11 protein-coding genes are annotated in these 13171 nt (G+C 59.4%); 4 read left to right on the top strand and 7 right to left on the bottom strand.

Features of this window, described 5'->3' with window-relative positions; translation table 11 throughout:
* Positions 1 to 92: 92 nt before the first annotated feature.
* From PSUM_RS13900 to PSUM_RS13870, 7 genes are all read right to left on the bottom strand, one after another.
* Positions 93 to 662 (bottom strand): hypothetical protein, encoded by a 570-nt coding sequence (locus PSUM_RS13900; RefSeq protein WP_083348386.1) that lies wholly within the window; start codon positions 660 to 662, stop codon positions 93 to 95.
* 294 nt (positions 663 to 956) lie between these two features.
* Positions 957 to 1397 carry a hypothetical protein gene (locus PSUM_RS13895; RefSeq protein ID WP_042955691.1) on the bottom strand — a complete coding sequence of 147 codons (441 nt, stop codon included), beginning with the start codon at positions 1395 to 1397 and terminating at the stop codon, positions 957 to 959.
* Positions 1398 to 4028 (bottom strand): hypothetical protein, encoded by a 2631-nt coding sequence (locus PSUM_RS32165; RefSeq protein WP_020799673.1) that lies wholly within the window; start codon positions 4026 to 4028, stop codon positions 1398 to 1400.
* Positions 4029 to 4056: 28 nt separating this feature from the next.
* A complete protein-coding gene (locus PSUM_RS13885) occupies positions 4057 to 6435 on the bottom strand; it encodes a type VI secretion system Vgr family protein (RefSeq protein ID WP_083348385.1) in 2379 nt (792 codons plus the stop codon).
* Between the two features lie 225 nt (positions 6436 to 6660).
* Positions 6661 to 8049 carry a sensor histidine kinase gene (locus tag PSUM_RS13880; protein ID WP_020798421.1) on the bottom strand — a complete coding sequence of 463 codons (1389 nt, stop codon included), beginning with the start codon at positions 8047 to 8049 and terminating at the stop codon, positions 6661 to 6663.
* Entirely contained in the window at positions 8042 to 8713 is a 672-nt protein-coding gene (locus tag PSUM_RS13875; RefSeq protein WP_008055965.1) for a response regulator, read from the bottom strand. Before PSUM_RS13875 ends, PSUM_RS13880 begins: the two co-directional genes overlap by 8 nt.
* 136 nt (positions 8714 to 8849) lie before the next feature.
* On the bottom strand, positions 8850 to 9116 hold the full coding sequence (locus tag PSUM_RS13870) for a hypothetical protein (RefSeq protein WP_141195496.1): 267 nt from the start codon (positions 9114 to 9116) through the stop codon (positions 8850 to 8852).
* Here PSUM_RS13870 and PSUM_RS13865 point away from each other — a divergent pair.
* Genes PSUM_RS13865 through PSUM_RS13850 form a run of 4 tightly spaced genes read left to right on the top strand, consistent with a single transcriptional unit; the run spans position 9104 to position 13145 of the window.
* The gene (locus tag PSUM_RS13865) at positions 9104 to 10081 is read left to right on the top strand and encodes a Bug family tripartite tricarboxylate transporter substrate binding protein (protein ID WP_020798419.1); all 978 of its coding nucleotides are present in this window, start codon (positions 9104 to 9106) and stop codon (positions 10079 to 10081) included. The two genes, PSUM_RS13870 and PSUM_RS13865, sit on opposite strands and share 13 nt — an antisense overlap.
* 56 nt (positions 10082 to 10137) lie before the next feature.
* The gene (locus tag PSUM_RS13860) at positions 10138 to 10596 is read left to right on the top strand and encodes a tripartite tricarboxylate transporter TctB family protein (RefSeq protein WP_020798418.1); all 459 of its coding nucleotides are present in this window, start codon (positions 10138 to 10140) and stop codon (positions 10594 to 10596) included.
* 1 nt (position 10597) lies between these two features.
* A complete protein-coding gene (locus tag PSUM_RS13855; RefSeq protein ID WP_020798417.1) occupies positions 10598 to 12112 on the top strand; it encodes a tripartite tricarboxylate transporter permease in 1515 nt (504 codons plus the stop codon).
* A complete protein-coding gene (locus PSUM_RS13850) occupies positions 12105 to 13145 on the top strand; it encodes an AbrB family transcriptional regulator (protein WP_020798416.1) in 1041 nt (346 codons plus the stop codon). Before PSUM_RS13855 ends, PSUM_RS13850 begins: the two co-directional genes overlap by 8 nt.
* The last annotated feature ends 26 nt before the right edge of the window (positions 13146 to 13171 follow it).

The following is a 13171-nucleotide window of genomic DNA, read 5'->3' as shown; positions in this document are numbered from 1 at the left end:
ATGATTACCTTTCACCCGATAATACTGAGGCGAAAGAGGTTAATACACTACCTGACGAGCAGAAAATAATGGAATTCTGACCCCATCGATGCCTATTCTTTTTCACAATGGCCCGTCTCATTAAGTTTTATCGAATTTTGCGGCACCCATGCCTCAAAAATATTTTTCGCAGAGTAACGAACCTTCACCCATTCGCCTTCGCCCTGAACATCAAGTATTGAAACGGCGTCTCCCTTTACCAGGTATGGTTGAGATTTTTTTGAAACTGAAGGCGTGCTTGAAAGATGTACACGCTCAACAGATATACAGGCGAAAGCATCTATACTTGCACCAAGAAATTTAATCGAAAGTTTTCCTATGCCACCCTCATCATAAATAGTCACTCTATCCAAATCGGAGTTTATGGGCTCCCTTAACTCAAATTTATAAAACCTCCCTTGATAGCCCTTGTACGTCTCTAGCGTCGAAAAGGGTCCATCGCGCTTAACACTAACCATCTGACCTTTTTCATTGACATAAGGAGAACCAAATAACTCATCCTGCTCAACAAAGGAAATCAAGCCGCTTTTTATTTCAGAAAAAAATAAAGCGTACACGCTATTTGGCCCTGCCTCGAACACCTTCACAAATATATCCTTAACATCATTATCATTGACATCCACAAACAAGACTTCCTTCGATCTCCCAGTTCTCTGAACGCCCTCTTTGAGTAGCTCCCACTCACTGCCAACAATTCGAAACCAATACTTACCTCGCTCGAGCTTTACCTCAAAAAAAAATCATCAGCCAAATTGGAACTGTAAACTTCAGCATTGCCATCAATACTTGCACAACTCTGCGCACTCAAATTAATCAGCAGAAATACCATTAACACAGAAAATTTACTTTTTAAGAATTTCATCACTCCACCAAAGTAGCTTCCAACGCCCTTTAACTGAACCCGTTTCAGACTGCGACTACCTCTCGAAATCCGCACAAAACTCTTTACGCACGAAATCTTTCTCCTTACAGGAGAGGTGATCTGCCAAACCATTTGAAAATATTATCTCGCAGGACATTACTATTTCACCAATAGGCTGAAGCGGTGTAACCCCAACCTCAAAAACAAGTTTCCCAGCTTTAAAAGCTCCAACTTTAAAATCCACCGCTGCATAATCATCTGCAATTTTCTTTCCATCTATCGAGCAGATATCTTTCTCGCCTAATATCTCCCCACCGCCTCCCGGAACTAAGCTTTGAACAATAAGGCAAGACTCCCCCGACAGAAGCAAAAATCGTACAAACAGCTCTCCTACATCTCCCGTACCAGCCATAATTACTCTTTTATAGTCATGCTCCTTAGCTTCAACCAGACTCACCGCACAAATTAGTAACACAAGGAAAATTGATATATTCATCTACAGATACTCCGCACGACGTTTAAACCTATCATCAGGAACACCTCCCCAATAAACCCGGTTGGATATGATGCTCCTCACCGCCCAAATATTGTTATCTACAAAAGGCTTTTGAATATAGGATCTTGAATTTGTGGTGTAGTCACCTCTGTAAATCAGATCAATTACAATATCCTGTACTTTGCCACTCACCTCATCCCAACGGAGCACACCATAATCAGCCTTATTAATATTTGAATTCGATATACGAATCACTTCTTTTTTCATATGATCGTAAACTAGCAAAAACAAGCAATATTGTTGCCACCTGTTAATTTGGTGTTTTCGTATTTCGTCCGAAGCATTGGCAATGTAGTCCCTCGCTGCGGCACCCTGTAGGCCTTTAGCACCAATCAGCCAAGATCGTAATGGCTCCTGAACGCCGGCATCATTAAGATCTCTTCCAGGATTAGGTCGTTGCCCTAGATCGTAACCACGTCCAATTGTTACGCCAGACACGCCACCTGGCCAATGAGCAACCCGGCTGAAGTATTTAGACAATGGATGTAGTTCATCATCAATGTCGTTCCCCTCTGCATCGAAAGTCAGTTGACCATAAGGGACTATCAGCCAGCCCAAATCGTCTTCATCGATAGCAGCACAGAAACTAGCAATCAGCCCAATCGGATGAAAGTGATAAACCTTCCCCCACGACGGCAACCCCACCTTCTCCGCCACCTCTTCCCACCAACTTATTTCCTTGATCCGCTCCTTCTCCGCCAACCAGTTCAAGTGCGGGGTCGAGCCGCTATGCCCGAGCATTTCATCCAGCACGTCCCAGACATGCGCCCGGTGAAACCACTCGCTTTCCTTGCGGATGATCATCTGCGCGATGGCTTGTGCCTGCGCGGGTACTCTGAGCGCCGCTTGCAGTTCTTCGGCGGTGATCTTGCCGTCGCGGTTGCGGTCGATGATGTCGAACAAGCGGCTCCTGATCGGCCCCCGGTCCTCGTCGTCAGCCAGAGTCTGGTAGCGTTCCAGCTGCGCTTCGCTGAAGCGACGCATGCCGCGCATGAACGAGGCCATGGCGTGGATGGGCCGGCCGTAGTCGTGCAGGACCTCGTAGCCTACCCAATCCCAGGGACTGACCCAGGGTGTGAGCCCCACGTCTTCGCGGACCCAGCCGTTGAGCGGGTTGCCATCGGCGTCGTGCAGCAGGTCCTTGAGGTGGTACCAGTTGAAGGCCCTTCGGTCCGGGGTGGCGGGTACGGCAATCCTGTCCTCGGCCGGCAGGCTCTCAAGCAGGCTTTTGGGGATCAGCAGGTCGGCGGCGCTCAGCGGGTCAGTCTCGCTCGGCACTGGCCAGCGCGTGACGTTCGCACCCTCGAGAGGCGCCATCACTGCGGTGCCCTTGGCCAGTTTCAGCCAGGTGCGTTCGCGGGCTGGCAGGCGCTGGGCCCAGGCGCGACTGGCCGTAATGAAGACTTCCACGTCTTGTTCGCTGAACGTTTCCAGGTGCAGCTTTTTTTCCGCTCGTTCGGCCCCTTCGCTGTGATAATCGCCGACATGGCCGATCAGCGCGCCGGCCTGGATGGCGACGGGCGTGTCGAGCACCACGATCTGGTCCGTCGCCTGCGGTTCCATTGCGCTTTGCAACGAAGCGAACTGGACGTACTGCCTGACCCGTTCCAGTTTGCGAAATTCACCTTCACCGCTGACGGTGACGATCGTGCCGTTGGGCAATTTGCTGATTTCCTGGTTGTGCAGGCTCGCTTCGGAACGCACTTTGAGCGCATCGCCATTCGTTTCGATGCGGTGCTCGCCGTCAACCAACGGATGCAGATAGCGGGAGGCGAGGTAACCGCGCAGCGAACCGTCGGCTTCGCTCAGGCTGGCCGGGCCCAGGCGGTTTTCCAGGCGGCGGTAATCGCCCTTGTCACTGATGATCACCTCGGCGCCGCAGGGCAAGAAGTCGGCGACCTTGCCGGACCAGGGGCGGTAGTACACGTTCAGGCCGCGCTGTTCAGGATCGTCGGGGTGGGGATCGTTCGCCGATGCCTTGACCCGATGCACTTCGCTCTCGGGCCAGAACCCAGGGCGCGCGAGGGTCGAATTTTTCTCATACTTCGCCCAATCCTCCAGGTGCATGTACAGGCTGTAGAAGATCAGGCTCGGCGGCTTATCGGTGCTGTTCGGGAGCTTCGGCGGCTGCAGGCGATGGCGCACCAGCACGAAGTTGCGCGAAAAGGGTTTCTGGACGGTCAATTTGTGGGCGTAGTAAGTGGTCTTCGGCGATTCGCGGTCGATGCGGTACGCCACCACTTCGCCGTCGGCCAGGCAGTGCACGGCGGATTGCTGCTTCAGGCCCGCGGCGGTGCCGCTATCGAAATGCACACCGCCGTGCCACAGGCCATTGCAGCCCAAAGGGTAGAAGCCGGCGGTGGCGTTAGCCAGATGGGTCAGTTGCTGCAATGGGTCGCGCGTGTCTTTGAACGGGTGGCACCAGTTTTTCAGGGGTGGCAATTGATCGGCTTTCGAAGCCGTCGTTGAGGGGATGGGCTGGGTATCGTGCGTTGGCCAGACCGGGGGCATGGCACTGGGGGTACTTGAGTCGTAGAGGCGTCCGAAAATCCAGTCGAGCAGCTTTGCCATGGTGTGTCGCTCCAGGTTTGCGAAAGAATCAGCCAGAGAAATCCGTACGGTCCAGGAACTGGACAGGGTATTCAGACCGTTGAGATAGCGACGGCATTTGCCGAACCTGCTCGCCAGGCCCCTTGAACTCGTGATGCGCAGCCTTGGCCTTGTGATCCCCCGCCGTCCCCGACTCGATGCCACTCGCATCGAGGATGTAGTAGCTGCCGCCGCCATTGAGGGTGATTTTCTTTTTCGCAGTGATATGGACTTCGTCTTCGGTGCTGGTGATCGATAGCCCGTGGCGAGCCAGCAGTTCCATGCCATCGTTCTGCGCCTGAATTTTTACGGCGCCCTGATTGGCGATCAGCTTGATCCCCAGCTTGCGCACGAACAGGCTAAGGCCCTGGCCCACACCCATGAACAGGCGCTTGACCACGCTGATATCGGCTTGGCCGCCAGCGTTGAGCATCAGGTTGTCCTGCGCTGCCAGTTGCAGGTGTTGGCCGCTGGTGAGGGCAATGCCTTGCGGGGCGCTGAGCAGCAGGACCGAGGCCTTGAGCTGCTCCAGGTCCTGGCGCAGCAGGTTCAGTTGCGCGCTGACGTCCGCCGGATCGGCGTTGGCGGCCTGGGCGTCGACCGAGAGTTTTTGCAGTTGTTCGCCGGCCTGTTGTAGGCGTTCGAGGGCCGGACTCATTTCCAGCACCTGGCCCTGGGCTTTCGGTTGTTCATCGGCACTGATGAACAACCCCTTGCCCCCACGAATACTCCCCCAATCATCCGTTCTTAGCTCAAACCCTTCCCCGCGCTTCTGCTTCTTCGCATCCACCAAATGCCCCAGATTCAGCTGACTCTTGCCGCCATACTCGGTACTGAGCTTGAGGTGCTCCTGCCCCCGCAGGTCTTCCATGCGCAGCTTGTTGTTCGCCGGTGTACGCAGCACATTGCGGGTGTGGTCGCGCCTGCGCAGGGTCACGTGGTCCGGGTGTTCGCTGTCGTGCAGGGCGTGGGCGATGTAGGGGCGGTCCGGGTCGCCCTGTTCGAAAGCCACCGCCACTTCGGTGCCGGCGAGCATTGGCAGGTGCAGGCCGTGGGTGTCGCCGCCGTAAGGCCGGGCCAGGCGCAGCCAGGTGCTTTCCTGGCCGGGTTTCCAGGTGTCGCGGTCGAACAGGAAGCGCACGCGGTAGCGGCCTTCGAGATCGATTTCGGCGTAGCGGTCGTTGCGCTCGGGGCTGCTCAGCCGGGCTGGCAGGGTGCCGGCGATGATCGGTTTGGGCGGGACCTTTGGGCGGAAGCAGACCATCTCGGCGTAGGGAATGGCTTCGAAATGCACTTCGATGTTGCGGTCGCGGGCGGCACGGGTGCGCAGGCCGGTGATCACCGCGCCAGGGGCAAAGGCCTGGGGCGCGCCGGCGATTTTCAGCACCTGGCCTGGCGCCAGGGTGGCGCTGCTGCTGGCGCCGCTGAGATGGGTCTGGCTGTTGAGGTAGCGCTCGTGGCGCAGGCGCGCGTAGAAAAAGCCGCTTTCGCTTAGCAGGTCTTCGTCCTGGTCCAGTTTGTCACCGAGCACGCGATAGGGTTCGGCGTAGTGGTAGGCCTCGCCGTAGGTGCTGGTCGTGGTGCCACGGGTCTGGTCGACCTCGCCATCGAGAAAGGCGCGGGCATCAAGGGGGTGATAGGCGCGAAAGTTGATGGATTTTTCCACCACCTGGTGGCGGGTCTGCAAACCCCACACGCCGTCCTCACCGCTGGCGAAACCGGCGGGTGCACGCAGTGGCAATTTCACGCCAAACTGGTAGTGGCGCTGGTCGTCGTGGAACTCGACAACGTCGATCCGCAGGCGGTCGTCGTGGCTGAAGCGGTACCAGATGCCGACCTCGGCCAGCAGCCGCTCGATGAACGCCAGGTCGCTTTCGCCGTACTGCATGACCTGCTCGCGCCGGGGGTATTCGCGCACCAATTGGAACAAGAAGTGCTGGCCGAGGAAATCGTGGCGGCTGCGCAGGATGTGCTCGACGATCTCCGGCACCGACTGCTGCTGGTACAGGCGGTACTGACGGCCACGATCGAGCAGGGCAAGGCGCGGTTGCAGGGTGATTTCATAGCGCGCTTCGTCGCGGGAGGCGGACAGGCGCTGGAAGCTATTGACCATCCCATACAGGCTGCGCAACGGCTTGACCTCGGGCACTGGCAGGCCAGGGTAAGGAGGCTTTGCCGGCGGCGGATAGAGGCTAAAACTGGCGTCCTTGTTGAGCATCTTCTCGGCGCTGAGGTCTTGCTCGCTGCAGGTGAATTCGATGCGGTAGGTGAAGGGTTGGCTGAGGTGTTCTTCGCCTTCGAAGGCGAGGACATCGAACGCGGCGTCGAACCAGCGGATCGCGAATTTGTGACGGGTGTGGTTGAAGAAGATGCGCGGTTGTGTGCTCATGTCAGGCCTTCCTGGTCTGTGGGGGAAACACACAGGAAGGGTTTAGCGTTCACCCGGGTCCTGAGGGGTGAAAGCTTTGGCGAAATGGAAGGAAGCTGGAAATAGGACGTTTCTGAGGATGGTGTAGGGCTTTTCTGTATTGGTATCCCGGGTTAACCGTGTCGGATAACCCTGTAGGAACCTGCTCTGGGCGGCGTTCCGACGATGAGGCCAGAACAGGCCCCATCATTCCCCAGCCATAAAACTCACCCGCACCTTCAACCCCGCCTTCTCCCCATCATGCAGGCTGATTTGCGCCAGGTGCGCCCGGCAGATTTCGCCAACAATCGCCAACCCCAAGCCTGAACCGGCCACTTGCTGATTGCGCCGGTAAAAGCGCTCGAACACCCGATCGCGCTCATCAAGGGGAATGCCCGGCCCGTCGTCCTCGACCTCCAGCACCGCCGGCGCCAGGACCCGCAAAATGACGTTGCCGCCCGGTGGCGTGTGGGCCAGGGCGTTGTCCACCAGATTGCTCAACAGCTCATTCAACAAGGTCGGCTCACCGCGCAACCAGACCGGCTCGTCAGCTTCCAGCGCCAGGGCCACGCCGCGTTTATGGGCCAGCGGCGCCATGGCCATGCCCAGCTCACGGGCCAATTGACTGAGGTCGAGCAACTGCGCGCCGCCCTCGGCAATCGCCCTGGCGCCGTTTTCCACCCGGGCCAGCGAGAGCAATTGATTGGCCAGGTGGGTCAGGCGATCAGTGCCTTGGGCAGCGGTTTCCAGCGTGCTGCGCCAGGTTTGCGGCTCGTTCGAGCGCAAGCCCAATTCCAGCCGGGCCTTGAGCGCTGCCAACGGCGTGCGCAGTTCGTGTGCGGCGTCGGCGATGAATTGCGCCTGCTTCTCGAACTGCCCGCGCAGGCGTTCGGTGAAATGGTTGAGCGCACGCACCAGTGGCCACAACTCGCGTTGCACTTCCACCAGGGGTAGCGGCCGCAGGTCATCCGGCTGACGTTCCTCCACTGCGGTGCGCAAACGCTCCAGCGGGCGCAGCGCCGCACTGACCGCAAACCACACGATCATCAGTGCCCCGACCGCCAGCATGCCCAGGCGCAGCAATGTATCGCCGGCCAGGCTGCGGGCCATGCTGACGCGTGCCTCATCGGTCTCCGCCACGCGGATTTCCGCCATGCCGTTCATGTTCGGCTCGCTGACCGGCTTGAGCAAACTGACCACGCGCACGTTCTGTCCCCGATAAGTCGCGTTGTAAAAACGCGCGAGCGCCGGGTAGTTGTCGGTGCGCGGTGTACCGGGAGGGGGTGGCGGCAGGTTTTCATAACCGGAGATCAGCTTCTGGTTGATATCGTTGACCAGGTAAAAAATCCGCCCCGCGCTGTCGTAGGCGAACGTATCGAGGGCCACGTAAGGCACGTCCAGGCTGAGGCTGCCATCACGTTCGGACAGGCCGGCGGCGATGGTCCGCGCCGAGGCCAGTAACGTGCGGTCATAGGCCGTGTCGGCCGCTTCGCGACCGTTCCAGTAAGCGCTCAAGCCGCTGGCCAGCATCAATACCACCAGCAACAGCGCCAGGTTCCACAGCAACCGCCAACGCAGGCTGCTGGCCTTATGCATCACGGCTTTCCAGCAAATAACCGAGACCGCGGAACGTTACGATCGCCACCGGGTGGCCGTCGAGTTTCTTGCGCAAGCGGTGAACATAGATTTCGATGGCGTCCGGACTGGCCTCTTCGTCCAGGCCGAAGACCTGTGACGCCAGTTGCTCCTTGCTCATCACCCGGCCAGGACGGGCGATCAGGGCTTCGAGTACCGCTTGCTCGCGGGAGGTCAGGGTCAGCAGTTCCTCACCGAGGGTAAAGCGCCGGGTCTCCAGGTCGTAGGCCAGCACACCGCAGCGCTGCAGGCGCTCGCCACCCAACACACTGCGGCGCAACAAGGCCTTGACCCGGGCTTCAAGCTCGGTGAGTTCGAAAGGCTTGGCCAGGTAGTCGTCGGCCCCCAGGTTCAGGCCATGGACCCGGTCCTTGACGTCGCTGCGGGCGGTCAACATCAACACCGGTAGATTCTTACCCCGGGCACGCAGGCGCGCCAGCACTTCGAAACCGTCCATGCGCGGCAGGCCGACGTCGAGAATCGCCATGGCGTATTCCTCGCTACCCAGCGCCAGGTCGGCCGCCACGCCGTCGTGCAGCACATCCACGGTCAAGCCGGTGCTCTTGAGCGCCTGAGCGACACTTTCAGCGAGCTGCAGATGGTCTTCGACGAGCAGGACACGCATGGATCATTACCTCGTTCAGGGATGGTCGACGCCATTCTTTGGCGCGGAGTTTACAGCGGCATCCGCCGCTGTGAAGCCTGAAAAACCGTGAAAGCCCGATGAAAGGTTAGCGAAAGGTTGGACCGTTAGAGTCGATCTACGGATGGTTTATCTCGCAGCCATCGATCGTGATTTGAAATGTAGCTCCCGAAAAACGCCTCGATGCGTTTTCGCCAATAAGAACAATAACGAGGTACGTCGCCATGCTGTCCACCCAGCTCCACATTTGTCCGTCCCGCCCCTTTTCTCGAACCCCCTCGTATTCGCTTGCCGGCGCCGTCAACGCCTGCGCGAAGCGAAACCGCTGCATCTGAAACATCCCAAAAAACAACAACTCCTGTGGAGACAACAATGAATCGATCACTGCGCCGTTTCGCCCTCGCCGCCAGCGTCATGCTGTTCGCCGGCCCACTGATGGCCGAGCCCAAACGCCCGGAATGCATCGCACCGGCCTCGCCCGGCGGCGGTTTCGACCTGACCTGCAAACTGGCGCAAAGCGCGCTGGTCAACGAAAAGCTGCTGACCAAACCGATGCGCGTGACCTACATGCCCGGCGGTGTCGGCGCGGTGGCTTATAACGCGGTAGTCGCCCAGCGCCCGGCGGATGCCGGCACGTTGGTGGCCTGGTCAAGCGGTTCGCTGCTCAACCTGGCCCAGGGCAAGTTTGGTCGCTTCGATGAAACCAACGTGCGCTGGCTGGCCGCCGTTGGCACCAGCTACGGCGCCATCGCCGTGAAGAGCGATTCGCCCTACAAGACCCTGGACGATCTGGTCCAGGCGCTGAAGAAAGATCCGAGCAAAGTGGTAATCGGTTCCGGCGGCACCGTCGGCAGCCAGGACTGGATGCAGACCGCCCTGATCGCCAAGGCCGCCGGGATCAATCCGCGCGACCTGCGTTACGTGGCGCTCGAAGGCGGCGGTGAAATCGCCACTGCCTTGCTCGGCGGCCACATCCAGGTCGGCAGCACCGACATCTCCGACTCCATGCCGCACATCCAGAGCGGCGACATGCGTCTGCTCGCGGTGTTCTCCGACAAGCGCCTGGACGAGCCGGAAATGAAAGACATCCCGACCGCCAAGGAACAAGGCTACGACATCGTCTGGCCAGTGGTTCGCGGCTTCTACCTGGGGCCAAAAGTCAGCGATGAAGACTATGCCTGGTGGAAGGACTCCTTCGACAAACTGCTGGCCTCACCCGAGTTCGCCAAGCTGCGCGATCAGCGTGAACTGTTCCCGTTCGCCATGACCGGCCCGGAACTGGACACCTACGTGAAGAAGCAGGTAGCGGACTACAAAGTGCTGGCCAAAGAGTTCGGCCTGATCCAGTGATCGTCTCTGTCTAGCGGTCACGGCGGGCTAGCGCCGCCGTGACCCAGGAGTTCCCCATGCTCTTACAACGCATTTTTGCTTCGGTGCTGTTGCTGGCCTGTGTCGGCCTGGCGCTGATGGCCTGGCCGTATCAGGCGGCTTTTTCCTACGAACCGGTGGGCCCTCGGGCCTTCCCGTTGCTGATGCTTGGCCTGATGGGCTCGGCGCTGTTGTACATGGTGTTTCGTCCCGCACCGATCAAGCACAGTGATGACGAGCCGCCGCTGGATCGCGAAACCTTGACCAAGATCGCCATCTGCGTGGCGCTGCTGCTGGTGTTCGCCGGCACCTTCGAACCGCTTGGCTTCATCGTTGCCAGCATCCTCATCGGTGTGCCGATGGCGCGCCTGTATGGCGGCCGCTGGCTGCCCAGCGTCGTGATCATCAGCTTGATGGCCGTCGGCCTTTACCTGCTGTTCGACAAGTTGATGGACGTACCGTTGCCCTTGGGCGTGCTCGACGTTCTGGAGAACTGATATGGATACTCTTGGCTATTTGGGTCAGGGCTTCGGCGTCGCGCTGAGCCCGTACAACCTGGTGACCGCCCTCTGCGGCACCCTGATCGGTACGGTGGTCGGCCTGTTGCCGGGCCTGGGGCCGATCAATGGCGTGGCATTGCTGATCCCCATCGCATTCGCCCTCGGCCTGCCGCCGGAATCGGCGCTGATCCTCCTCGCAGCCGTGTACCTGGGTTGCGAATACGGCGGCCGGATCAGCTCGATCCTGCTGAACATACCGGGCGAAGCCTCCACCGTGATGACCACCCTCGACGGCTATCCGATGGCCCGCAAAGGCCTGGCCGGCGTGGCGCTTTCGCTGTCGGCGTGGAGCTCATTCATCGGCGCCTTCATCGCCACCTGCGGCATGGTGCTGTTTGCCCCGCTGCTGGCGAAATGGGCGATCGCCTTCGGACCGGCGGAATACTTCGTGCTGATGGTATTTGCGATCGTTTGCCTGGGTGGCATGGCCGGTGACCGACCGTTGAAAACCTTTATTGCAGCACTGATCGGCCTGTTCCTGTCGACGGTCGGCATCGACGCCAACAGCGGTGTGTACCGCTTCACCGGGGACAACATTCACCTGACCGACGGTATTCAGTTCGTGGTGCTGGTGTTGGGCCTGTTTTCCATCAGTGAAATTCTGCTGTTGCTGGAAAAAACCCATCACGGCCAGGAAGCGGTGAAAGCCACCGGGCGCATGATGTTCAACTTCAAGGAAGCGGCGTCGGTGTTCGTGGTGAACATCCGTTGCGGCGTTCTGGGTTTCATCATGGGCGTGTTACCGGGAGCCGGTGCCACCCTGGCCAGCGCCGTGGCCTACATGACGGAAAAACGCATCGCAGGCGCCAAGGGTAAATTTGGCCAAGGCGACATGCGCGGCCTCGCCGCTCCGGAAACGGCCATCGGCGGCGCAGCGTGCGGCGCTTTGGTACCGATGCTGACCCTGGGTGTTCCAGGCTCAGGCACCACGGCGGTGATGATCGGCGCCCTGTCGCTGTACAACATCACCCCGGGCCCGCTGCTGTTCCAGCAGCAACCGGACATCGTCTGGGGCCTGATCGCCTCGCTGTTCATCGCCAACATCATGCTGGTGATCCTCAACATCCCGATGATCCGTATCTTCACCCGTATCCTCGCTGTGCCGAACTGGGCACTGGTGCCGGTGATCGCGATCATTACCGGGATCGGCGTCTACGCGGTGCACGCCACCACCTTTGACCTGTTCCTGATGATCGGCATCGGCATCTTCGGCTATATCCTGCGCAAGCTGGACTTCCCGCTGTCGCCAGTGCTGCTGGGGTTCATTCTCGGAGGCCTGATGGAACAAAACCTGCGCCGCGCCCTGTCGATTTCCAACGGTGCGCTGGAAATCCTCTGGTCGAGCCCGATCACTTTCGGTTGCTGGGTCCTGACAGCGATCATGCTGTTGATGCCGATCCTGCGGATCTGGCGTAAGCGTTCGGCTGCGCAACGCGCCATCGCCGATGTCTGATCGAACACCGCTCAAAGCCTGGTGGGGTACCCCGCTGGTCGGCCTGCTGGGCGGTTTCCTCGCCAGCCAGGTCGGCTGGCCGCTACCGTGGATGGTCGGCTCGTTGCTGGCGATCATCCTGGTGCGCTGTCTGACACCCTGGCAACTGGCGGAGATCCCTGGCGGCCGCAAGTGCGGCCAGTGGATCGTCGGCATCGGTATCGGCCTGCACTTCACCCCGGTGGTGATGGAGCAGGTGCTGAGTCATTTCGGGCTGATCTTCTTCGGTGCGCTGGTCACCAGCCTCTCGGCGGTGGTCGGTGTCTGGCTGATGCGTCGCACCGGCGAAGATCGTGCCACTGCATTTTTTTCCAGTATGCCGGGCGGTTCCGGGGAGATGGTCAACCTTGGCGCGCGCAATGGCGCGGTGCTCAGTCGGGTGGCGGCGGGACAGAGTTTACGGGTGCTGGTGGTGGTGCTTTGCGTTCCGGCAGCGTTCAAATACCTGCTGGGGGACGGCGCACCGATGTCCCACGCCGGCAGCATCGATTGGCGCTGGCTGGCGCTATTGTTTCCGGCGGGAGCGCTGGCGGCCTGGATCTGGGAACGCCTGCGGCAACCCAACCCATGGCTGTTCGGGCCCTTGCTGGTCAGCGCCGCGGTCAGCATCGGCTGGGACCTGCATATCGGCTTGCCCAACGGCGGCAGCCAGATCGGCCAATGGCTGATTGGCAGCGGCCTGGGCTGTCACTTCAATCGGCAGTTTTTCCGTCGCGCGCCGTCGTTCATGGGGCGCACGTTGATCGGCACGCTGCTGACCATGCTGATCGCCACAGCGGCTGCACTGGGACTGAGTGCGCTGACCCACCTGGATTTGCGCTCGCTGACCCTGGGCATGATGCCCGGCGGCATTGCCGAGATGAGCCTGACGGCCGAAACCTTGCAACTGTCGGTGCCGCTGGTGACGGCGATGCAGGTGATGCGGTTGCTGTTTGTGTTGTTTCTAGCGGAGCCGTTGTTCAGGTATTGGAACCGTCAGCCGAATTCAGTCTGATAAACCGAGTTGCCCTTTTCGCGAGC

This window comes from Pseudomonas umsongensis (genome assembly GCF_002236105.1).
In the GTDB taxonomy this organism is placed as follows: domain Bacteria; phylum Pseudomonadota; class Gammaproteobacteria; order Pseudomonadales; family Pseudomonadaceae; genus Aquipseudomonas; species Aquipseudomonas umsongensis.
This window is presented reverse-complemented; position numbering and strand designations above follow the sequence as displayed.